At 37.5% G+C, this 23,668-nt stretch carries 23 protein-coding genes; 16 read left to right on the top strand and 7 right to left on the bottom strand.

Annotation, left to right across the window (positions count from 1 at the left end):
- Window positions 1–142 precede the first annotated feature (142 nt).
- Window positions 143–700 (bottom strand): prolyl-tRNA synthetase associated domain-containing protein, encoded by a 558-nt coding sequence (locus CLLU_RS04730; RefSeq protein ID WP_106008427.1) that lies wholly within the window; start codon window positions 698–700, stop codon window positions 143–145.
- Between the two features lie 191 nt (window positions 701–891).
- Here CLLU_RS04730 and CLLU_RS18655 point away from each other — a divergent pair, with 191 nt between their 5' ends.
- The gene (locus CLLU_RS18655; protein ID WP_158255874.1) at window positions 892–1,056 is read left to right on the top strand and encodes a hypothetical protein; all 165 of its coding nucleotides are present in this window, start codon (window positions 892–894) and stop codon (window positions 1,054–1,056) included.
- 65 nt (window positions 1,057–1,121) lie between these two features.
- Here the strand turns inward: CLLU_RS18655 and CLLU_RS04725 are convergent, their stop codons facing one another.
- The gene (locus tag CLLU_RS04725) at window positions 1,122–1,496 is read right to left on the bottom strand and encodes a carboxymuconolactone decarboxylase family protein (protein WP_106008426.1); all 375 of its coding nucleotides are present in this window, start codon (window positions 1,494–1,496) and stop codon (window positions 1,122–1,124) included.
- A gap of 80 nt (window positions 1,497–1,576) precedes the next feature.
- Between CLLU_RS04725 and CLLU_RS04720 the strand changes: the two genes are divergently transcribed.
- Together CLLU_RS04720 and CLLU_RS04715 are read left to right on the top strand one after the other, a co-directional pair.
- Window positions 1,577–1,951: a MerR family transcriptional regulator gene (locus CLLU_RS04720; protein WP_106008425.1), complete on the top strand. Its 375-nt coding sequence runs from the start codon at window positions 1,577–1,579 to the stop codon at window positions 1,949–1,951.
- Entirely contained in the window at window positions 1,948–2,673 is a 726-nt protein-coding gene (locus CLLU_RS04715; protein WP_106008424.1) for a DUF1287 domain-containing protein, read from the top strand. The genes CLLU_RS04720 and CLLU_RS04715 overlap by 4 nt, the downstream gene beginning before the upstream one ends.
- A 55-nt stretch (window positions 2,674–2,728) precedes the next feature.
- Here the strand turns inward: CLLU_RS04715 and CLLU_RS04710 are convergent, their stop codons facing one another.
- Window positions 2,729–3,148 (bottom strand): MerR family transcriptional regulator, encoded by a 420-nt coding sequence (locus CLLU_RS04710; protein ID WP_106008423.1) that lies wholly within the window; start codon window positions 3,146–3,148, stop codon window positions 2,729–2,731.
- Window positions 3,149–3,310: 162 nt separating this feature from the next.
- On the opposite strand from CLLU_RS04710, the gene CLLU_RS04705 reads away from it, so the two are divergent.
- The 5 genes from CLLU_RS04705 to CLLU_RS04685 all read left to right on the top strand — a co-directional run bounded on the left by CLLU_RS04705 (window position 3,311) and on the right by CLLU_RS04685 (window position 9,983).
- On the top strand, window positions 3,311–3,937 hold the full coding sequence (locus CLLU_RS04705) for a flavodoxin family protein (protein WP_106008422.1): 627 nt from the start codon (window positions 3,311–3,313) through the stop codon (window positions 3,935–3,937).
- Between the two features lie 201 nt (window positions 3,938–4,138).
- Window positions 4,139–5,347, top strand: coding sequence for an FprA family A-type flavoprotein (locus tag CLLU_RS04700; protein ID WP_106008421.1), 1,209 nt, complete (start codon window positions 4,139–4,141; stop codon window positions 5,345–5,347).
- A gap of 247 nt (window positions 5,348–5,594) precedes the next feature.
- Window positions 5,595–7,502, top strand: coding sequence for an acyl-CoA dehydrogenase family protein (locus tag CLLU_RS04695; RefSeq protein WP_106008420.1), 1,908 nt, complete (start codon window positions 5,595–5,597; stop codon window positions 7,500–7,502).
- A gap of 229 nt (window positions 7,503–7,731) precedes the next feature.
- Window positions 7,732–8,931: an FprA family A-type flavoprotein gene (locus CLLU_RS04690; protein ID WP_106008419.1), complete on the top strand. Its 1,200-nt coding sequence runs from the start codon at window positions 7,732–7,734 to the stop codon at window positions 8,929–8,931.
- Window positions 8,932–9,143: 212 nt separating this feature from the next.
- Window positions 9,144–9,983 (top strand): aldo/keto reductase, encoded by an 840-nt coding sequence (locus CLLU_RS04685; RefSeq protein ID WP_106008418.1) that lies wholly within the window; start codon window positions 9,144–9,146, stop codon window positions 9,981–9,983.
- 104 nt (window positions 9,984–10,087) lie between these two features.
- On the opposite strand, the gene CLLU_RS04680 is transcribed toward CLLU_RS04685, so the two are convergent.
- The 3 genes from CLLU_RS04680 to CLLU_RS04675 form a co-directional block, all read right to left on the bottom strand.
- Window positions 10,088–10,579 carry an HDIG domain-containing metalloprotein gene (locus CLLU_RS04680; protein WP_337955488.1) on the bottom strand — a complete coding sequence of 164 codons (492 nt, stop codon included), beginning with the start codon at window positions 10,577–10,579 and terminating at the stop codon, window positions 10,088–10,090.
- Between the two features lie 116 nt (window positions 10,580–10,695).
- On the bottom strand, window positions 10,696–10,821 hold the full coding sequence (locus CLLU_RS19290) for a hypothetical protein (RefSeq protein ID WP_273336316.1): 126 nt from the start codon (window positions 10,819–10,821) through the stop codon (window positions 10,696–10,698).
- 165 nt (window positions 10,822–10,986) lie between these two features.
- Entirely contained in the window at window positions 10,987–11,586 is a 600-nt protein-coding gene (locus CLLU_RS04675) for a cupin domain-containing protein (protein WP_170065730.1), read from the bottom strand.
- A gap of 270 nt (window positions 11,587–11,856) precedes the next feature.
- On the opposite strand from CLLU_RS04675, the gene CLLU_RS04670 reads away from it, so the two are divergent.
- From CLLU_RS04670 to CLLU_RS04635, 8 genes are all read left to right on the top strand, one after another.
- On the top strand, window positions 11,857–14,232 hold the full coding sequence (locus CLLU_RS04670; protein WP_106008416.1) for an FN3 domain-containing metallophosphoesterase family protein: 2,376 nt from the start codon (window positions 11,857–11,859) through the stop codon (window positions 14,230–14,232).
- Window positions 14,233–14,334: 102 nt separating this feature from the next.
- A complete protein-coding gene (locus CLLU_RS04665) occupies window positions 14,335–15,486 on the top strand; it encodes a YibE/F family protein (RefSeq protein ID WP_106008415.1) in 1,152 nt (383 codons plus the stop codon).
- Window positions 15,487–15,495: 9 nt separating this feature from the next.
- Window positions 15,496–16,236, top strand: a complete 741-nt coding sequence (locus CLLU_RS04660) for a class B sortase (protein WP_106008414.1) — start codon at window positions 15,496–15,498, stop codon at window positions 16,234–16,236.
- Between the two features lie 81 nt (window positions 16,237–16,317).
- Window positions 16,318–16,767 carry a pyridoxamine 5'-phosphate oxidase family protein gene (locus CLLU_RS04655; RefSeq protein ID WP_106008413.1) on the top strand — a complete coding sequence of 150 codons (450 nt, stop codon included), beginning with the start codon at window positions 16,318–16,320 and terminating at the stop codon, window positions 16,765–16,767.
- A gap of 148 nt (window positions 16,768–16,915) precedes the next feature.
- A complete protein-coding gene (locus tag CLLU_RS04650) occupies window positions 16,916–18,133 on the top strand; it encodes an MFS transporter (RefSeq protein ID WP_106008448.1) in 1,218 nt (405 codons plus the stop codon).
- A gap of 118 nt (window positions 18,134–18,251) precedes the next feature.
- On the top strand, window positions 18,252–19,127 hold the full coding sequence (gene pdxS, locus CLLU_RS04645; RefSeq protein ID WP_273336309.1) for a pyridoxal 5'-phosphate synthase lyase subunit PdxS: 876 nt from the start codon (window positions 18,252–18,254) through the stop codon (window positions 19,125–19,127).
- A 7-nt stretch (window positions 19,128–19,134) separates the two neighbouring features.
- Complete coding sequence (gene pdxT / locus CLLU_RS04640) at window positions 19,135–19,728, top strand: pyridoxal 5'-phosphate synthase glutaminase subunit PdxT (RefSeq protein WP_106008411.1); 594 nt, start codon at window positions 19,135–19,137, stop codon at window positions 19,726–19,728.
- Between the two features lie 40 nt (window positions 19,729–19,768).
- Window positions 19,769–22,327, top strand: a complete 2,559-nt coding sequence (locus CLLU_RS04635; protein ID WP_106008410.1) for a Ryanodine receptor Ryr — start codon at window positions 19,769–19,771, stop codon at window positions 22,325–22,327.
- Window positions 22,328–22,393: 66 nt separating this feature from the next.
- Here CLLU_RS04635 and CLLU_RS04630 read toward each other — a convergent pair whose 3' ends face one another.
- A complete protein-coding gene (locus CLLU_RS04630) occupies window positions 22,394–23,653 on the bottom strand; it encodes a hypothetical protein (protein WP_106008409.1) in 1,260 nt (419 codons plus the stop codon).
- Between the last annotated feature and the right edge of the window lie 15 nt (window positions 23,654–23,668).

The following is a 23,668-nucleotide window of genomic DNA, read 5'->3' as shown; positions in this document are numbered from 1 at the left end:
CGAGATAAAAATATTATGTACCTCAAGAGTAAATATTAAAGTAGGCACCTAATCGCAAGGTGCCTACTTTAATAATAATTTGAATATTTCCCCAATTACACATTAACTGCACTATGTTTTTCTTAACTCATTTTATGTATGTTTATTTTCCTGTTAGCTTTACATACTTTGGAGAATGGCCTGTATAAGGGAGAAATCTATCTATAATGTATTTTGTCATAATTTTAAGGCTTGAGGTATTAATACAGGGATGACATCCTAAATATTCTTCATTTAGGATGTCTTCATCGATTAAAAGCTTTACTTTGTGTTCTGTATCGTTCATAAGTCCCATAACACTCACGGATCCTGGTGTGATATCAAGATATCTTTCCATATAAACTGCCGGTGCAAATGATAGGCGGGAAGATTGAATCTGTGAAGATAATTCCTTTGTTTTAAACTTTTTATTTCCGGGCATCATAAGTAGATAAAAATCAGTTTTCCGGCTGTTGCATAAAAATAAATTTTTACAGATGGCAATTCCCAAAAGCTTCTCTACATCATAGCAGTCCTCAATGCTTGCCGTTGCATCGTGATCTATACGAATATAGGGTATATCAAGCTTTTCAAGCAAATTGTAAACCGCCATTTCCTTGGGTAATCGGGAACCTGCTGGTTTCGTAGTATAAATAGTTGAATCAATATATATCTTTGACATTAGTCAATTAAACCTCCTTTTTTAATATTATATATAAGTATCAATACTCTTATCAAGTGATTCAGAAAGAAATTTTTATTGACAATAACGTAAATAGTCATTACTACTATTATTAAAATAGCAAAAAAATTAATAAAAGTTTTGAAATTAATTAAAATAATATGCTTGTAATATTAAAGGAGATGATTGTGTTGATTTATTTTTTTGCGGGAATGGTTATTGGTGCCCTGCTTTGTTGGTTGGCTTTCTCATATATTAGAAGAAAAGAGAATGAGACCATTGAAAGAGCATTGAATGGACTGCTTAATGATAAATATTATTTGAAAATGGATGCTGATCTTAAAATTTACATATAGAAATATCATGGAAGTAAGAGCACCGTAGAATTCAAGTATGAATAGTACGGTGCTCAGTAATTATTTTATATACCTCTATTCAGGAAAACATTTTTTGCAACTGAAACGGCATTTAACACTTTGGGAAAACCTAAATAAGGTATGCACTGTATAAAAACTTCAATTATTTTTTCCTTTGATATTCCCACATTTAATGCTCCGTTAATATGAACATCTAATTGTTTCTCACATCCACCCAGTGCTGCAAGTGTAGATAAAGTAACTAGTTCTCTCTGTTTTAAATCTAATGACGGCCTGGTATAAATATCGCCAAAAGCAAACTCAATAATATATTTTCCTAGATCCGGGGCAATATCTTTAAGTGATTCTACTACTCCTGTGCCGCCTGTTCCATCAACTTCACTTAGCTTATTTACTCCTAATTCATATCGGCTTTTCATGGTTGAATTACCTCCTTGTATTTGATAAGATTATGTTACATGCTGGAGTTAACTCCATGTCAATAGGCAGGTGAATATATTTGAATTATCACATTGGAGAATTTTCTAAAAAAGTTGAATTGAGTATTGATACATTGCGATATTATGAAAAAATTGGTTTGATCCATCCTGAAAGAGATGACATCAATAGACGGATATATTGTGAAAGAGATATATCCTGGCTCAATTTTATATTTAGATTAAAAGCTACAAATATGCCCATTAAACAAATTCAATATTATTCCAAACTTCGATATATGGGAGATATCACTCTGAAAGAGCGCTTAAAGCTATTGGAAAAGCAGATGAATAGACTGCATATTCAAAAAAACAATATAGAAGAGAATATACTGCATTTGGAGCGAAAAATTGGCATCTATAAAGAAAAAATTAAGAAGCAAGAGGTTAATAAATGAGAAAAAAATTTTTTATAGTATTTCTGGGCTTGATTTGTTTGGCTATTGCAGGATTTGAATTTTTGACACATAAAAATGTGTTTCATAGTAATAATACAGCAAAGGTACAGAGTAAAGACATAGTTAATGAAAAAAAGCATGAGGCAATTGATGAGAAACTAAGGAAAACAATAGTTTTTGAGAATTCGGATAAAGACGGAGATGGCATAAAGGATCAGGAAGATATACTTCTCGGAGCGAGAAAAGAAGCCCGTAAAAAAGTAAAATATAAAAGTGGGTATTATGTAGGCGGATATCCTCCGGAAAATGAGGGGGTGTGTACCGACCTGGTCTGGAGAGCCTTTAAGGATGCAGGGTATAATCTTAAGGATATGGTGGACGAAGATATGAAAGAGCATCCTGAAAATTATAGGGAAATTCAGAGCAGGCCGGATTCAAACATAGATTTCAGAAGAGTGTCCATCCTCTATGTTTATTTTAAAAATCATGCGGCCAGTATTACCACCCAGCTGAAACCTAATGATTTTGAAAATTTAAGGCAGTGGCAGCCGGGAGATATATTGACCTTTGATCACACTGAACACATAGCTATAGTTTCCGATAAAAGGAGATCAGATGGCATCCCCTATATAATACATAGTACACCGCCCTATGCCAGAGAAGGTGATGAAATTATGTACTGGATGCCTAGAATAACAGGTCATTTTAGATTCCCCAGGTAAGTATATCCAGGACACAGAATTATTTGCATGTTCATCATGGATCAATCATGTTGATTTAATCCAGATTTTTTTCTGAATAACCGCAGCAGTGAGGGACAGGCAGACCTGAATCATAGGCACTGCAGGCATTTTGGTAGTAGCTGAGTTTGCGGTCAATTAAAATGAGATTTTTCTTTAAAGAGTCTATTTGTTTCAGCACATTTTCTTTATGTCTTAGGAGCATGTCACTGCGGGCATGTAGTGTATAATTTCCTTGATTCTGCCAGTCTGTAAACTGTTTTATATCTTTTATGCTCATTCCCGTATTTTTCAGACAACAGACAACGGAAAGCATTTCCAGATCATCTTGAGTGAAGATACGGTTTCCCCATTTGTTTCTTTTGATAGAAGGCAGCAATCCCTCCCGGTCATAATATCTTAATGTATATGTGGTTAAATTCATTTTTTTGGCTGCCTGGGAAATAGTGTATTCCAAATTAATCACCTCAAATCATGTTTTATTTTATTATTATACATCTTACAGTTAACTCTAAGGCAAATGCAAGAACAAATAAACTTTTTTTGTTGTATACTATTGACTTACAGCCATCTAAAAGGTTTATAGTTGTAATAATAATATTTGAAAGAAGGTTGAATTATGAAAGTTGTAGCTATAAATGGAAGTCCTCGAAAGGGCGGAAATACGAGCCAGGCTTTAAAGGTAATGGCAGATGAATTGCAAAAGCAGGACATAGATGTGGAGATTATTCAAGTTGGATATTTGGATATCCATGGATGTACAGCATGTGGATACTGTTCAACTTCCGAGAAAAACAGATGTGTTTTTAAGGATGATATTGTCAATGAGACAGCAGAAAAAATGAGAGAGGCAGATGGATTTATTCTGGCATCACCTACATATTATGCCGGAATTGCAGGAGCCATGAAATCTTTTTTAGACAGGGTGTTCTTTACAAGTTCAGGCTATTTTAAGTTTAAAGTGGCAACTTCTATTTCTGTGGTAAGACGTGCAGGAGGTGTGGATGTAGTACATCAGCTGAATAACTATCTCAATCTGGCGGAAACAATTTTACCGCCGTCCCAATATTGGACTTCCGCCTATGGTATGGATAAAGGTGAGGTTATGGAAGATGGCGAGGGAATACAGACACTTCGTAAAAATGCAAGAGCCATGGCCTGGCTTCTCAAGGTAGTTCATGACGGAAAGGAAAAATTTCCTCTACCTTATGATGAAGGTCATATCATGACAAATTTTATTAGATAAATTAGAGACAAACAGCAGGAGAAATTGATTCTGCTGTTTGTTTTTAGTTTAAGCAGGTGGTAGATTATGTTGAAATTAATATATTTTTGAAGGATTCAATTTGCCCGGATTTTATAGTATACTAAAACTAATGTTAAAAAACATACAATATACGAAAAAAGTTTAAATTTCACAATAAACATAACAGGGAGGATTAAATACATGTATTGTGTTAGAAAAGTAGATAAAGATATTTATTGGGTTGGGGCAAATGATAATCGTCTTGCCCTATTTGAAAATATTCATCCAATTCCAGAAGGAATTTCCTATAATTCATATGTGCTTCTGGATGAGAAAACTGTACTTTTTGATACTGTTGACTGGGCAGTATGCGGTCAGTTTCTTGAAAATTTGGAAGCAGTTCTTAAAGACAGAACTCTTGACTATATGGTAATCAATCATGTAGAGCCGGATCATGCAGCCTGCATTGAAGAAATTATACTGCGTTATCCTGAGGTAAAGATTATATGCACCAAAAAGGCCTTTGTATTTATGAAACAATTTGGTTTTATTGCAGACAGAAAAGTGGAAGAGGTTAAAGAGGGAGATACCAAATCCTTTGGAAAGCACAAGGTAATGTTTGTAACTGCCCCAATGGTTCACTGGCCGGAAGTTATGGTTACCTATGATACTACAAACGGTGTATTGTTCTCTGCCGATGCATTTGGTACCTTTGGTATTTTAGGTGGCAAATTGTTTAATGATGAAGTTGATTTTGACAGGGATTGGATTGAATATGCCAGAAGGTATTACACAAATATTGTAGGCAAGTATGGGTTTAATGTTCAGGCACTTCTGAAGAAAGCCGGCAAGCTGGATATCAAAACCATTTGTCCTCTGCACGGGCCGGTATGGCGCAGTAATCTGGGATATTTCCTTGAAAAATATGACAAGTGGAGCCGTTATGAACCTGAAGAAAAAGGCGTGATGATAGTTTATGCCTCAATGTACGGCAATACAGAATCTGCTGCTAATAATCTGGCAGCCAGACTGGTGGAAAAAGGCATAAAAAATGTTGTTGTGTATGACGTCTCGAAAACCCATGTATCCTATTTGATTTCTGAAACATTCAAATACAGCCATGTGGTTCTTGCATGCGTAACCTATAATATGAAAATTTATCCGCCAATGCTTGATTATCTGGAGCATATGAAGGCATTGAATCTTCAAAAGCGTACTTTTGCCCTTATAGAAAATGGCTCCTGGGCTCCTCAGTCAGGCAAATTGATGCACGAGTTTTTGGATGGAATGAAAGAAATGACTGTTCTAGATGAGAAGGTATCATTGAGATCCAGCATGAAAAAAGATGAGACCAATCCTATGGAAGAGCTTGCGGACAGTATTGTTCAGTCAATTAATTCTTCTAAATAAAAGTATTCACAGAATAACTATTAATAAATAATTTTTTTTAAATAATACTAAAACTCTAAAAATAAAAGAAATAAGAAGAGAGGAGGTGACAGTTGGGCAGAATAAATTTTATTTCCATTTTAATGGAGATTTATAAGAAAAATGGCTGGGTATTAAGATTGTTAAGAAATATACTGAAGGCTATAATTAATGTAGAGGTTTTAGATTAACATTGAGGAATATTATTTAATAAAAGGGAGGGATGTAAATGTTTTTTAAAACTACGGAGCAACATGAAAATTTGAGAATGAAAATCAGAAAATTTGCTGAAGAAGAAGTCAAACCTATTGCATTTATGCTTGATCAGGAGAATCAATTTCCAGATGAAATTGTTCATAAAATGGCTGATATGGGAATTATGGGGATTCCATATCCAAAAGAATATGGAGGAGCTGGTCTGGATGTAATCAGCTATGCTATAGCTGTTGAGGAACTGTCGAGAATTGATGGTGGGACAGGTGTAATTCTTTCTGCACATACATCCCTGGGCACATATCCCATTGCTGCTTATGGAACTGAAGAACAAAAGCAAAAGTATTTAGTTCCGCTGGCTAAAGGTGAAAAGCTCGGGGCATTTGGTTTAACCGAGGAAAATGCAGGCAGTGATGCTGGCGGCACAGAGACTACTGCTGTATTGGAAGGTGATCACTATATTTTAAATGGTGAAAAAATATTTATAACCAATGCGGGAAAAGCTGATATTTATATAGTCTTTGCAGTTACTACGCCGAATATAGGTACCCATGGCATAAGTGCATTTATTGTGGAAAAAGGCTGGGAAGGCTTTAGTTTTGGGAAACATTATGACAAGATGGGTATTCGATCTTCGGCTACTGCGGAGCTTGTTTTCAACAATGTGAAGGTTCCCAAGGAAAACCTCTTAGGTAAGGAGGGCCAGGGTTTTAAGATCGCAATGTCCACTTTGGATGGCGGACGTATTGGTATTGCGGCTCAGGCTCTTGGTATAGCACAGGGAGCATACGAGAATGCTCTGGAGTACTCCAAGGAAAGAGTACAGTTTGGGAAACCAATCTGCCGACAGCAGATTATTGCTTTTAAGCTGGCAGACATGGCTACAAAGCTCAGGGCTTCCAGATTGCTTATCTATAGTGCAGCAGAATTAAAGGGAAATCATGAATCCTACAGTATGGAGTCGGCTATGGCAAAACAATATGCATCGGATTCCTGCCTCGAAATTGTAAATGATGCTCTTCAGATATTCGGAGGCAGCGGTTATATGAAAGGCATGGAGGTTGAACGTGCTTACAGAGATGCCAAGATCTGTACTATATATGAAGGAACCAATGAGATTCAGCGAGTGGTTATTGCCGCCCATATCGTTGGTAAGACACCGAGAGGACAAACTGCGGTTAAAACTTCACAACACACACCGACAACGGGTTATCGTAAGAAAATTATTTTTGATAAAGGAACTTCCAAAGAAAAAGTTGATGCCCTTGTAAAAGCTCTTAAAGAAGATGGATATGATTTTACAGTTGGAATTCCGATGGATACTCCTATAAATAAGGCAGAACGAGTAGTAAGTATAGGCATGGGTGTAGGAGAGAAAAAAAATATGAAGCTTATAGAAAATTTAGCAGTACAAGCAGGTGCAGCTATAGGTTCTTCTCGTCCGGTAGCTGAAACTCTCAAGTATTTACCATTGAACCGCTACGTTGGTATGTCAGGGCAAAAATTCAAGGGGAATCTGTATATTGCCTGCGGCATATCCGGTGCGGTCCAGCATTTGAAAGGTATAGTGGATGCTTCCACAATTGTTGCTATAAATATAGATCCTAATGCCAAAATTTTTAAGAATTCAGATTATGGTATAGTTGGCGACTTAGTTGAAATTGTTCCGCTTCTCACTGCCGCACTGGATAATGGTCAGCCTAAAAAGGAGGCACCACCTATGAAGAAGATGAAAAGGGCAGTTCCTAAGAAAGTTGTTCCAGACTGGAAGCATTATGTCTGCAATGGCTGTGGCTATGAATATGATCCGGCTGTGGGAGATCCTGAAGGTGAAGTACTTCCAGGTACACTTTTTGAAAATATACCAGAGGAATGGGTTTGTCCTGCTTGCGGTGAAGAAAAAAATGCATTTATAGAATGCTGATTTATCCGAATGCTACCATTGCTAATACTCCCAACGCACTCTGTGAAAGCGACTGTCACCAAATCAAAGATTTGGGACATCTGCTTTTCTTAAAGTGGGAGATAAGCACTGCTATGCGCCTGGATAAGTTCTTCTAAGGTTCAGATAGAGAAAGCATTCCTTATTAGCAAACTCAACTGAGCCTAAGAATCACTTGATAATTAATAAACATAGGGGGAGGATTAAATACATGTATTGTGTTAGAAAAGTAAATGAAGATCTGTACTGGGTTGGGGCAAATGATAATCGCCTCGCTTTATTTGAAAACATTCATCCGATTCCAAGAGGAGTTTCCTATAATTCCTATGTGCTTCTGGATGAAAAAACTGTACTTTTTGATACTGTTGACTGGGCAGTATGCCGTCAGTTCCTTGAAAATTTGGAAGCAGTTCTTAAAGACAGAACTCTTGACTATATGGTAATCAATCATGTGGAGCCGGATCATGCAGCCTGCATTGAAGAAATTATTCTTCGTTATCCTGATGTAAAGATTATATGTACTGAAAAAGCTTTTATGTTTTTAAATCAGTTTGGGTTCAATTTAGGTGAAAAAGTAGAGAAGGTTAAAGAAGGGGACACCAAGTCTTTTGGAAAGCACAAGGTGGCATTTGTAACTGCCCCAATGGTTCACTGGCCGGAAGTCATGGTTACCTATGATACTACAAATGGTGTACTGTTCTCTGCAGATGCATTTGGCAGTTTTGGCGCTCTGGGTGGAAAGCTGTTTAATGATGAAACAGCTTTTGACAGGGATTGGATTGATGATGCCAGAAGGTATTATACAAATATTGTAGGTAAGTATGGACCTCATGTTCAGGCACTTTTGAAGAAAGCCAGCAAGCTGGATATCAAGACTATCTGTCCTCTGCACGGGCCGGTATGGCGCAGTAATCTGGGATATTTTCTTGATAAATATGACAAGTGGAGCAGTTATGAACCTGAAGAAAAGGGTGTAATGATAGTTTATGCCTCAATGTACGGCAATACGGAATCTGCTGCCAATAGCCTGGCGGCTGAACTGGTGGAAAAAGGCATGAAAAATGTTGTTGTGTATGATGTTTCAAAAACCCATGTATCCTATTTGATTTCAGAAACTTTCAAATACAGTCATGTGGTTCTTGCATGTGTAACCTACAACCTCAAAATCTATCCGCCAATGCTTGATTATCTGGAGCATATGAAAGCATTGAATCTTCAAAAGCGTACTTTTGCCATCATAGAAAATGGTTCCTGGGCTCCTCAGTCGGGCAAATTGATACGTAAGTTCTTGGATGGAATGAAGGAAATGACTGTTTTGGATAAGGATATGTCACTTAGTTCCAGTATGAAAAAGGAAGAACTTGATTTGATGGAAGAACTTGCTGACAGTATCATTCAGTCAATAAAATGATTTAGAAAGATATAAATTAAAGATCGGCTTATGTGTAAAATTCATGAGCCGTCTTTTATTTTTATTGAATTCAATTAACACAACAAGTCAATTTGATAATTGCTTTAGTATTATTATTGAACTATAATAAATATCAAGGGATAATGACTTAGATATAGATATGTAAAGAAGAATTCAGAAAAATTATAGAGGTTAAGGAGCATGTACATCAAATGGAAAAGATTAAAGAAGTAGAATTGAATGACGGACTTAAAATACCTTCCATTGGCTTTGGAACTTATAAGTTGAATGGTACTCGTGGAGCAGAGGTAATAAAAAATGCAATTGATATGGGGTATAGATTGATTGATACTGCATTTAATTATGAAAATGAAGGAGCCGTAGGTGAAGCGATTCGGAAAAGTTCTGTGTCAAGAGATAAGCTTTTGATCACTTCCAAGCTGCCGGGGCGCCATCACGCATATGAGCAGGCAATTATAACGGTTCAGGAGTCATTGTTTAGGGCTGGACTGGATTATTATGATCTGTATCTGATTCACTGGCCCAACCCAAGACTGGATTTATATGTAGAGGCATGGCAGGCTTTGATAGAATTAAAAAAACAGGGATTAATTCGATCAATAGGAGTTTGTAATTTTGTTCCGGAATATATAGAGCGATTGATAAAGGAAACAGGTACAGCTCCAAGCATAAATCAGGTTGAACTCCATCCTTACTTTAATCAGCAGCAGCAGAGAATGTGGAATGCAGAACATAAAATTGTGACAGAGTCATGGAGTCCGCTTGGAAGAGGGAACAGTGTACTTAAAGAAGAAGGTATCGTTAAAATAGCAAGATCTCATAAAAAGACAGTTATACAGGTGATTTTACGCTGGCACCTGCAGCTTGGGGCAATTCCAATTCCAAAAGCATCTTCAAGTCAGCATCAGCGTGAAAATATGGACATATTTGATTTTGAATTGTCAGAAGAGGAAATGAATACAATTTGTGGACTTACCCGTGAATCCGGAAGAAATAAAAATCAGGATCCTAGAACCTATGAAGAATTTTAATTGTCTACATGAAATTGTTATGAATCCGGAAAGTTGCATTATGAAAAGTGGATACAATTTGAAATGATGAAATAAATGACTCCAACTTGATTTCAGAGCTGGAGTCATTTATTTTTACATTTTATAAGAAATTTTTCGATGTCTTTCTGCTCTTTTAATTTATCTGCGTTTAATCTTCCCATTCTGTCACATAAACCCAGCAGAGCCACTTCATGAATATCCGTGTCATGTTTCATACCCTGTATGTCTGCGAAGGGAAGAGCATTTACTACAAAAAGTACCTGCATATGGTATCTTATGAGATTGCAGACATCATGGATAAAATTTTTGTCACCTGTAAAACATGACAGAAATTCATTTGACAATTCAGCTCCAGCCCTGTCGTGATCATAGGAGGTTATTCTGCCTTTTCTCTTTTTTGTTGTAGAAGGCTTTCCTATATCGTGAAGGAGTGCTGCCCACATGAGTACTTTCTGATTTTTACTTCTTGTTTTTATTTTTGCAGCTTCATCTACTACCAGGAGAGTATGATTCCATACACTGCCTTCTGGATGATATTTTTTTGATTGTTCCGTAGTCTTCAGTTTGTACAGCATACTAAATGGGTATTGCTGAAATGTTGGATTGGTGCATACTTTTTCTAAATAAACTGATGGATTGAAATCATGAAGCAGGCTGTTTTCAATATTTAGGTATAAATTGTATGTATCCGTCATCTCTTTGTATTTGGACCCAGTGCCTGTTTTTTGGTATTGTGATTTTGATTTCGATTATTTTTCGGAATAAGATTATCTGCACTGCCGGATTTCTGCTGTAGATTTTTTTTGCTTTTAGACATATATATCACCTCTGCAGTTAGTATTACAATTCAGATGTATATTTATACAGAATATTATACAATTTATTTTGCATAACTGGTGGAAATCTTCTAAATACTAAAAAACAGCTTCTCACAATATTGAGATTTTATCATAAAAAGCTGTTTTTGTCATTTCATCTGATATCAGTGCTGGTTATTCTCGGCAGCTTCTGAGTCTGCTTTGGTTTCATGAACCGTGCCGTGAGGATGCTGGGGAGGTGCATATATGGAATATAATTTAATGGGTATGCTGCCTGTATTTACCAGATTATGCCATTTACCGGCAGGAATGATGAATGCGAAGCCGTCCTGCACTCTTTTCTGAAAATCCAGGTTATCTCTTCTATTTCCCATCTTGACAAGTCCTTCTCCTTCCTCGATACGAATGAATTGGTCCGTATGAGGATGGATTTCCAGACCTATGTCTTCTCCCACGTTGATGCTCATCAAGGTGAGCTGCAGATGATTACCTGTCCATAAAGCAGTACGGTAAGTATCATTTTGTTTGGCGGCTTCCTCAATATTGACTGCAAAGGGTTCCGGACCATAGTCTTTCAGTTCTATCAAGCTGTTGTCACCTGCTTCAGAACGCATAAGATCAGTTGCCGAATTGTGATCTATTTTACCGGAAGCAGGGTCCGGATAGTATATTTGGGTATTGGCCCGATATGGACAGGGGGGATGTCTATGCCTATAATTGTTGGCCCAGTAAGGGCATGGAAATATTTTATAGGGATTATACAATATTGTTCTCCTCTCATATATAGAATTTATTATTATAATATGTTATGTATTATGGAAAGGTGTTTAATGTTAGAATATATTGCCTGATGATACGATACATTTACTGCACAAATGGCAGTATCTGGAACAGAATAAGCAGTGCGCCTCCAATGTAAAATTATGATTTTTAATGTAAAGTTCTCTTAATAATTATTCACAAAGATTTATATCTGACCTATAATTAAGGCAAATCACTTCAAGAAATTATAATACACGAAGGAGGAACACAACATGTTAAAAGGAAACAAAAAAATGATAGTTCTGGTGTTGACGGCTACTATGCTGACATCAACTGGAATTACCGCTATGGCGGCAGAATGGGATGGATGGACTGAAGCAAGTCAGACAGAAGCAGCAAAAAATGGTGCCTGGGAAGACTGGGTAAATAAATGGGAGACAGTAAAGAAGGATCCTACACAGATGTCACTGACACCGGGAAAAGATGCAACTGAGTTGAATTTTGGCTGGTATTCAAAAGACAGTGAAGTGAATGATAAAGCTCCTAAATTGAGGATTGGTACAAAACAAGATATGAGTGATGCAGAAGAAATTATTGTAACTACAAAAGATGTTCCAGCAAATGGGTATAGTTATAATCATGCTACTGCAACAGGATTAAAAGAAAATACAACGTATTATTATGAATATACAGTAAATGGAGAGTGGACTAATGCTACAGTATATAAAACCCAAAGTACAGACAGTTTTTCTTTTCTGCTGGTGGGAGATCCGCAGATAGGTTCCTCAAGCGGCAATACTGCCACGGGTGCTAGTACAGAACAGGGTCAGGATGCGGCTGTAAGAAATGACAGCTTCAACTGGAACAATACTATAAATACGGCATTAAAGCAGAATCCAAATGTAAGTTTTATGATTTCAGCAGGAGATCAGATTCAAACTACAAGTGAAACTGATACTGAAAAACAGGATATTGAATATGCAGGATATCTGAGCCCGGAGGCATTGAAATCCCTGCCCGTTGCCACTACCATAGGTAATCACGATTCGAAAAATGCAAATTATACATATCACTTCAACAACCCTAATGCATCAGATAAGGGGACAACAGTAGCCGGTGGGGATTATTACTATTCATACGGCAACACATTGTTCATTGATTTGAACACCAACAGCGAAAACTGGGCAGAGCATGAGCAGATTGTTAAAAAAGCCATTTCTGAAAATCCAGATGCAAAATGGCGTGTGGTAACACTCCACCATGACATATACGGACCTGGTGAACACTCCAATGAACCGGGAATAATTGATAAAAGATATAATCTGACTCCTATTCTTGAAGATAACGGAATCGATGTTGTTCTCACAGGACATGACCACACTTATTCCAGATCATACATGTTAGAGGGCGGAGCAGTCCAGAATGATGGCTCATCTAAAACTGACACATCCAAGATATTAACTGATGATGAATTTGAAACTGAGTTTGAAAGCTATGAGATAAATAAAAATCCGATAACTCAGGCATATAAGGACTATACTGAAAGCATTGGAGATGCAGGGGCAGTTCAAAAAGTTGATATAAAAGATGGTGGAACAGATGTGGATCAGAGTACACTGGAAGATGTTGCAAGTGTGGAAGATGACAAGGCTGTTTTGAATCCAAAGGGTATATTGTACATGACTGCGGATTCTGCATCAGGTAGTAAATACTATGACCTGGTAAGAAATCAGCAGGCTTATGTAGCTGCCAGGTGGCAGGAGGATATTCCTACTTATTCCACTATTGATGTTGATGATACAAGCTTTACTATAAATACCTATGAAACTAAAACTGGAGATAAAATTGACAATTCCTTTACTATTGTAAAATCAGAGAACAGTGAAGCAACTTTTGATGAATTACAGAATTTGATTTCAGAAGGAGAGAAAAAGGCTGCTGATGGTGACAAATATACCAAGGAAAGCCTTGAGAAATTAAATACTGCACTTGAGGATGCAAAATCTGTTTCAAAAGAAGCCAGTGAAGAGGAAATTGCCAAAGCCTATGCCGATTTAAAAGATGCTATCAATGGTATTCAGACTAAGGGAGATACGACAAAGCTTGAAACTGCAGTAAAAGATGCACAGACTTTATCGGATGGCACAAAAGTAGGTACTGAGAATGGTCAGTGTCCACAGGAAGCAAAGGACACACTTAATGCTGCAATAAAAGCGGCTCAAGCTGTTCTTAACTCGGCAGACAGTTCCCAGGAAGAACTTGACAAAGCAGCTGATACTTTAAATTCAGCAGTGGAAAGCTTCAAGGACAGCATTATAGGAGATAGTTCTCTTAAAGCTGCAGTAAGTGATGCAAATACTCTGTTGAAAGATACCAAGGACGAGATAGGTACTGGAGACAAACAGTATAAGCAGGAGAAAGCAGATGCAGTTAAAGCTGCAATTGAAAAGGCAAATGCTGTTCTTGGTTCAAGTGACAGTTCACAGGAAGATATAAACAAGGCACGTCAAGAGCTGGATGAGGCAGTGACAAACTTCAAGGCAGGAGATGATTTTAAATTCTATCCTCTTGCTGCTCTGGCAGGACTTTCTGCTGCAGCACTGCTTTTCATAAACAAGAAAAGAAAATTATTGGGAAGATTAAAATAACTTCCGAACAAGAATTTTAAAATTATGTAATTTACACTAACTCAGATTACAGGAGCATGTATGTGCTCCTGTGATTTTAATATGAACTGGAGGATGCGGACTATGATTTCAAAATTGTTTGGCCACAGAGCTGCCAATATAAGAAGGGCAGTTGTAATAATACTGGCATTGGGATTTTTTGCTTTTTTGTATTCTTTTAACCAGATAGACAAGGTACAGTTTTCCAACAAGGAAGGTGTGTCCTTTGACAAGGCTGTGGTTGTGGATATCGTAAAGGACAATATACAGAAGGATGGTTCCCGGGTAGGAAGACAGACGGTAAAAATCAAAATGCTGGGCGGCAGGTATAAGGGAAGGGTGCTAAATGCCACCAGCACTTCAGGATATCTTTACGGTGCCGATTGTAAAGTGGGAATGAAGGTTGTTGTTTCGCTGAGCGTATCAGGAAACAATTATGTGGCTACTGTGTACAGCTATAACAGAGGGCCTATTGTATATGCTTTTGTAGGGATTTTTGTCTTGATACTCTGGGCAATTGGAGGTAAAAAAGGCTTCAAGTCCGTTGTTGGACTTGCATTTACATTCATATGTATTGTATTTTTATTTATACCTATGCTCTATAAGGGATACTCCCCGTTTTTATCTGCAGTTGTGGTAGGAATTCTGGTTACTATAGTTACAATGTATCTTATAGATGGTTTGACTGTAAAATCAATATCGGCGATATTGGGAACTATTGCAGGAGTCATCATTGCAGGGGGAGCGGCCGCAGCATTTGGGTATTTTGCAAAAATATCAGGATACAATGTGTCGGAAATAGAGGATCTAGTGGTCATATCAAGCAAGACCCATTTGAACATAGGCGGGATTTTATTTGCGGGAATACTCATAGCATCCCTGGGTGCAGTGATAGATGTCAGCATGTCTGTGGCATCTACGATAAACGAAATACATGAAAAAAATCCTGAACTGGGCTTCAAGGAACTGTTTGTCTCCGGAATAAATGTTGGGAAGGACATGATGGGCACCATGTCGAATACGCTTATACTGGCATTTACAGGTGGCTCCATAAACACCCTTATTTTAATATATGCCTACAACATGAAATACAATCAGATTATCAACATGTATTCCGTTGGAATAGAGATCATGCAGGGTATATCGGGGAGTATTGGGGTTATTTTAACAGTACCTATAGTATCTTTTATAACCTGCAAGCTGCTTACGGGAAAATTGATAAAAAAGTTTATATAAAGGTGAATTATGAAAAGACATATAAAAATTGCAGTAAATATAATTTTAGCTGCGGTAATTGTGTCCTGTGTGGCCGCAATAGGCTACAGATGCCTTGGCTACTACAGGGATATTAAAAATTACTTTGAAATTCAAAAGTTGAAGCCCAAAGTTGAATATAATACAAAAGTAAATTCAGCAGAAGAAAAGCTGAGAAAGATTAATCCGGATTATAAATTCTGGATAAGCATTCCCGACACTGATATAGGATATTTTGGTATCAATATCCCCAACACTGATATAAGTTATCCGGTTGTCCAGAGAAAGGACAATGAATTTTATCTTCACAATAATTTTTACGGAGAAAAAAGTGTATCGGGAAGTATATTCGTCGAAAATAATGATAAACATGATTCGGACAGGGACATGATCATTTATGGGCATAATATGAAAAGTGCCACCATGTTTAGTAAAATAAATAATTTTAAAGAAGAAGAAAACTTTAAAAAGGGGACTATAAAAATAATAAAGGACAACAAAGAATATACCTATGAAGTCTTTTCCGTTTTTGTGGTGGATGAAAAGAAAAATGAACTCAGGACCAATTTTGCTTCAGATGAAGAATATAAGAAATACATAAATTTTTTAAAGCAAAAATCCATGTATTACAAGGACATTAAAAATAATGATTTTAAAAAGATATTGACTCTGTATACCTGCAGTTATGAATTTGACGGGGCCAGGACCATAGTGTGCGCAGTTATGAAATAGCTGGTAAATGCAATATATTTGATGTAATTGTATTAATATTGTTATTGGGCTATAATTATAAAAAAAAGGAGGATTTTACATATGAGTGAAGTATTAGACGAGGCCATCAAATATGTAGAACAGTCCAAGACAGGACTGCTGATTACGGTAGGTGAGGATGGTGCACCATATGCCAGGGTTATGGGAGCATTTTCAAACCAGGGAGCCAATCTGTATTTTGAGACGGGGAGAAAATCGAATAAGGTAAAGCATATAAAGAAAAATCCAATAGTTACCTTTTACTTTCAAAATGAGAATCAATCCTATAATACTTTTAAAAGTGTTTCTGTAACTGGAGAGGCATCGGAAGTACTGCAGGGTGATGATGACTTTAAGAGCGCAGTGAACGGAATAAGTGTCAGATATCCGGTGCTGAAGGAAAATGTAGATAAAGGTGATATTGGAGATTCCGTCATATACAGGATAAAGGCAAAATTTGTGAAGCTTGCTGATTATACTAGAGATCCAAAAGAAGTAAAAGAATTAGTATAGGCAGAAGGTTCAGCATCAGACAAAAAATATTAAATTCAAAGTGGAGTACTGCAAAACTGTTATTTAAAATAATTTTACAGCACTCCATTTTTGGTTTATTTACATTGTGCATTGTGTAAATGATGGATAGGAGGAAATTATGTCCCACATGAAACAAAATTGGAAGAAAAATACCATCCTTTTTTTGACCAGTCAGAATATATCACTTTTGGGATCAATGCTGGTTCAGTATGCCATTACCTGGTATATTACATTGAAAACTCAGTCTGGAATTATGATGACTATATCCATTATCTGTGGTTTTCTGCCTACTTTTTTTATTTCTCCTTTTGCAGGAGTATGGGCTGACCGATATGACAGAAAATTGCTTATTATTTTATCGGACTCTCTCATAGCAGTCTCAACTTTTATAATGGCCATACTATTCATTATGGGATATGGTTCAATATGGATGCTGTTTGTGGTGTCTGCAGTACGTGCAATTGGAGAAGGTGTCCAGATGCCGTCGGTAGGAGCATTTCTTCCGGCTATTGTACCGATGGATAAATTGACACGTGTCAATGGAATAAACAGCAGCATACAGTCACTGGTGACACTTGTTTCTCCCATGCTCAGCGGAGTAATGCTTACTGTTGCTGCAATTGAAGCTGTATTTTTTGTTGATGTTGTTACAGCAGCTGTGGCAGTTTCTATTATGATTTTGTTTTTACATGTGCCTGCTCATGGAAAAGCACTTCAGGATCAAAAGTTAAACTATCTGGGAGACATGTATGAAGGTATCAAATATATTAAAAACCATAATTTTATTAAAACGCTCTTTATATTCTGTGCAGTCTATTTTATTCTGATAGCTCCCCTGGCATTTTTAACACCGCTGCAGGTGGCACGCAGTTTTGGAAATGATGTCTGGCGTCTTACAATAATCGAGGTTGTCTATGCTCTGGGTATGATGCTGGGAGGACTTATCATGGCATCCTGGGGTGGTCTCAAAAACAAACTCCATACCATGGTGCTGTCCACCTTTGTCATAGCAGTTTCTACTTTTGTCCTTGGGCTTATTCATGTATTCTGGATTTATACATTTATGATGGGGATTATTGGGCTTGTACTGCCTGTGTTTAATACGCCATTTACCGTTTTACTGCAGCAAAAGGTTGAAGCTGATTTTTTAGGGAGAGTATTCGGTGTCTTGACCATGATATCTAGTTCAATAATGCCTCTGGCCATGATTGGTTATGGACCTGCTGCTGATTTTATTAAAATAGAGTGGCTTCTCCTTGTGACAGGACTGCTGATGCTGGTGCAAAGCTTTGTCATGCTGAAGAACAAAGTGCTGTTCGAGGCTGGAAAACCAATGGAGGAATAAATAGAATATGCAGAAATAAGCATCCGTCATTCAAAATGCTTATTTTAAATGTATGGGTACATTTGAATTATAAAATCTATATATTATAATTATTCTAAAAAATAAGTGAGGAGTTGTGTTGTTGATGGCAAGGTATGAACTAAATAAAAATTTGGCCCAGATGCTTAAAGGCGGAGTAATTATGGATGTGGTAAATGCTGAACAAGCCATAATTGCCGAGCAATCAGGAGCATGTGCAGTTATGGCACTTGAAAAAGTACCTGCAGATATAAGAAGTCAAGGCGGAGTTGCAAGAATGTCCGATCCTAAAATGATAAAAGAAATAAAGGCATCGGTATCCATACCGGTTATGGCCAAGGTTAGAATAGGACATTTTGTGGAGGCTGAAATACTGGAGGCCATAGGAATTGACTTTATAGATGAAAGTGAAGTTCTGACCCCGGCAGATAATAAATATCATATAGATAAAACAAGATTTAATGTTCCTTTTGTATGTGGTGCAAGAAATTTAGGTGAAGCTTTAAGAAGAATTGGAGAGGGAGCAGCCATGATAAGAACTAAGGGGGAAGCTGGTACCGGAGATGTAGTTCAAGCTGTTACCCACATGAGATGCATAATGGATGATATAAGAAGAGTCAAGAATTCACCAAAAGAAGAACTGATGACTTTATCCAAGGAATTTGGAGCTCCTTTTAATTTAATAGAATTTATCTGGGAAAACGGCAGGCTTCCAGTAGTCAATTTTGCTGCAGGGGGAATAGCTACACCGGCTGATGCAGCACTCATGATGAAACTGGGGGCTGAAGGAGTGTTCGTGGGCTCGGGAATATTTAAATCGGGAAATCCGGAAAAGAGAGCTAAAGCGATAGTTATGGCAGCGACAAACTATAATGATCCTAAATCTATTGCTGAAGTATCAGAAGATCTGGGAGAAGCAATGGTAGGTATAAACTGCAGTGAATTGGACAGTAAATTTGAAGAAAGAGGATGGTAAAATTAAGATGAATATAGGAGTGCTTGCGCTTCAAGGCGGAGTAATAGAACATATTAATCACTTGAAAGCCCTTGGCTGTGAAACAGTTGAAGTGAAAAAGCCTGAAGAATTAGACAATCTGCAGGGAATTATCCTTCCAGGAGGAGAAAGTACGACTATGGGGAGACTGCTGAAGCAAACAGGCATTTTTGATAAACTCAAAGAAAAAATAACAGACGGTTTTCCGGTGTGGGGAACCTGTGCGGGGATGATACTTCTTGCAGGAAACATTGAAAATAACGTTGAAAATTATATGCAGGTTATGGATATAACTGTTAGAAGAAATGCCTATGGGAGTCAGATTGACAGCTTTTTAACATATAAAAAAATAGATGAGATCTGTGACGAGGAAATACCCTTGGTTTTTATTAGAGCTCCTTATATAACCAAGGTGGGCAGTGATGTGGATGTGCTGTGCAGAGTTGATGAAAACATTGTAGCGGTAAGACAGGGCAATATGCTGGCCACTTCATTTCACCCCGAACTAACTGATGATTTTCAGTTCCATAAATATTTTGTTGATATGTGTTATAATATTTTTAATGAAAAAGTGAGCTGGTAAAAACAGCTAAATAAATAATCAGGTAAGAGAGGTGGCAGTTATGGAAGCTGAAAATTTCAATATTGTGGTATCCGGTGATGTGTGTGTGAATTTGCTGCTCTGGCAGATAACAAATGAATATATCAATGATCTGAGCTGGCAGCATTATCCACATTTATATGATAGATTAATTGAGGGAGAAGCACTGCTTTTAGCTGAATTTGTATCTCTCTCTACCGGGGCCAATGTGATTTCACCTAAAATAGATTATAATGATGAACATCTGCCGGAAGGACTTTTGACCTCTGTTATGCAGCTGGGGCTTTTTTCCCCAGCTTCGGATGAAAAATATAAGAACAGAGTGTACAGGGTGAAGGAGTTTTTAGGGTTTAAAGAATTGTTTCCCTGCGGACCTGGACTGTTTCCCATTGAACATGATGATAAAAATGCAGATATGGTTGTATTGGATGATGAAAATAATGGATTCAACAATGACGAAAAATTCTGGCCTTTAGCTCTAAAAGAACAGGATAGACATCCCATAATTATATATAAGATGGATAATCCTTCTGATTCTACCAGACTGTGGAAACATTTGACACAATTTCATATGGAAAATACCATAGTAGTTATAAATGGAGCTGATCTGCGTTCAGAGGAAGTCAATATAAGTGAAAATCTTTCCTGGGAAAGGACGGCATTGGATTTTGTATGGCAGATAAAAAATAATCCACGGATTGCTTTTCTGTCAAAATGCAGCCACCTGATTGTTCCTCTGGGTCTGGAGGGTGCCATATACTATAGAAATGATGGAAAAGCCAGATCCCAGCTGTATTTTTTGACATATGCATTTGAGGGTGATTTTATAAAAGAAAATCAGGGGAAGATGTATGGAATTACTTCTTGTTTTGTAGCCGGACTGGCAAAATCCATTGTTTCGGGAAAACTTAAAAATATCTCTCTCAGCAAGTCAATTGATGATGGCATACGTGAAGGAATTGCAGATGCACAGAAGTATTTTGCCCATGGTTTTGGTAAAAACATTGTGGAAAGTGTATTTCCCAATCCCTCAATTTTTATTGAAGGAGAAAATGATTTTATATATAAAGAATACATACAGGATATTAGGGTGCCTGATTTAGGGGATACCAGCTGTCAATCCTGCTGGTATATCATCAAGGATAAAAGCTCTGCCAACCTGGCTGAAATAGCCTATGATATTGTTAAAAACGGTGAAGAAAGTGCTCTTAAATACATACCCATAGCGCAGTTCGGCAAATTGAAAACTGTTGACAGGGATGAATTTGAAGCTTATAAGAGTATTAAAAATCTTATGTCTGAATACATTTCTTCTAAAAATGTGGTACGTCCTCTTTCTATTGCTGTATTTGGAACGCCGGGTTCCGGGAAATCCTTTGGTGTAACCGAAGTTGCTTCCTGTGTAGCTCCAGATTTAATTGAAAGCCTGAATTTCAATTTATCACAATTTGAAAAAGTATCAGATTTGATTATAAGCTTTCATAAAATAAGAGATATTTCACTTAAAGGTAAAATTCCTCTGGTGTTTTTTGATGAATTTGATTCTAATTTTGAAAGAAAACTGGGATGGCTGAAATATTTTCTGGCACCTATGCAGGATGGTGTATTCAGAGAGGATAATTCCATCCATCCTATCGGAAAGGCCATATTTGTATTTGCAGGGGGCACAAGCAGTACATTTGAGGAATTTTGTGGAGAAGATATTAAAGACAGGACTGAGTACAAAGAATTTTTCAAAGAATTTCAAAGTGCAAAGGGACCGGATTTCATGAGCAGGCTGAGAGGATATGTAAATATTTTAGGGCCAAATCAAACTGATGAAGGGGATCAGCTTTTTATTATCCGCAGGGCCATGCTGCTGAGATCCCTTTTGGAGCGCAAGGCTCCGCATCTCATAAATGAAAGACAGCAGGTCCAGATAGACAAAGGTGTGCTGAGGGCACTTTTAAAAGTGAGCATGTACAAACACGAATCAAGATCCATGGAAGCTATACTTGAGATGAGCAGGTTGAGCAATGCAAAAAAGTGGGAACAATCCTATCTGCCTTCCAGAGATCAGTTGAAACTTCATGTGGATGAGGATGAATTTTTCCGCTATTTAATGAAAGATGAATTTTTCAATGAGAAAATTGATCAGCTTTCCAGAGCACTTAACTACAGTCGTATAATGATTTACAATGACAGAGATCAAATTGTCATGAAACCTGATGAGTATTGGAAAAATCTAAGTGAAGAACAAAAAGATTCTACTAGAGATTATGTAAGGCACATACCTGATATGCTCTATAAAGTTTATTATGATCTGATTTCAATGTCTGAAAGTGAAAAACCTAAAATTATTGGTTTTACGGAAAAAGAGTTGAATATTTTGGGAAAATGTGAATATGAATATAGACTCTCTGAAAAAAGAAATGCCAATTCTTCAATGGTGTCCTGGGATGAGTTGGAAAAAGATAAAAAAGATAAAATAATAGAATATATTAAATGCTGGCCCAGGATATTTGCAGATGCAAATTTTAAAATAGAAAGGCTTAAATTTGCCTGTTATTGTGAAGCTCAACTTAAATTCATAGATCAGTAGCAGCAGAATATAAAACAACATGCAGAAAATATTTTTTGAGATGTTACCTGCATGTTGTTTTTTTAATTAAGCCATTGACATGGATTTGTTTGTCCTTGCTATGCTGGTATTGTCCTGTTTCCTGTCTGACAGATCCGGCACTGGATTGGGTTGGGATTCGTCACGGTAGTCCTCGCCTTTTTGTCTCTGATGCTGTTCAATTACCATATGGCTTGCCACTGAGTTGATGTCATGGTTTACTTTGTTCTGGTAACAGAAGAATTTATGATCTGCCGGAAGCTGACGGATATTTTTGAAATCTTCATTGTCTGCAGTCAGCTCAATCTGACTGGCAAGAATATTTCGTACATAGTCCCTTGTGTCATGAAACTGAAGCAGTTTTGGGAAAGCTCCCGGTACAACCTGCTGCCACTGTTTATTTTCATATTTGTAAAGAAGTTCGGCTGCCTTGTGCAAATGGGATATTTCCTGCTGAAGATGCATCTCCCAGATTGATTTCACATTGGCATCTATTTCATCCTCATAAAAAGAATAGTAGAGATAACATTCCATGTATTCATGCAGCAAAAGACTTTCCAGCCACGTGCAGTTGGGGTCTATAAGTCCTCCGTATTGACTTACATGCTGTTCTTCTATCATGGCAATTTCCAGATAGAGCTGACGTCCCAGATCATTGTAGTATGTGTTGCCTAAGTTCATATAGAAATTCATGGTCTGCTGTTCCCCGGCAGTTATGATCATGGTATTCAGCTTTGTACGGATGTCTGCTTTTTTAAAGTCTACAAATCTTTTGACTTCCTCTTTAGGACAGCGGTGCTCCGCTATGGTCGGCCGTCCAGGGGTTATGTCTACATATTTTTTCACCAACTGCTGGGAGGGAATATTTTCATCAAGATCCAGCAAATTGGAATAACGGTATAGGTGATCGAAATCCTCCAGCAGTGCGAAATCAAGGCACTGTTTTACATTGGAATCCGGTTCGTTTTGTGCAAGCCAGGCTGTCAGATCCACGGCAACATGTTCGTAGCCAATGGTGGTTTCCAGCTGTGTCTCGTCAATTGGCTTGAGCCAGTTGATGTGTTTTTGCTGCTGCTGCTCCACCCGGCGCAGCATTGCCAGTTCACGGCGCAGATCGTTGTTATTGCAGTGACGATGAAATTGATGGGAGAAAAGAGCTGCCTCCACCTCGATTCCATTCATTAAAATAATACGGATCCTTGTGTATGGATCAACAGTCTGCTTTGAGTATGATTTTGGGTACATGGTTTTCCAGTCCATGATGCCATCTTCCAGGGGCATGGGCTTTTGGTCAAATGGATTAAACATCAATATCACTCCTCT

Source organism: Clostridium luticellarii, assembly GCF_002995845.1.
Lineage (GTDB): Bacteria > Bacillota > Clostridia > Clostridiales > Clostridiaceae > Clostridium_B > Clostridium_B luticellarii.
The sequence above is the reverse complement of the archived record's forward strand: the minus strand, read 5'-3'. Positions and strand labels throughout refer to the sequence as shown.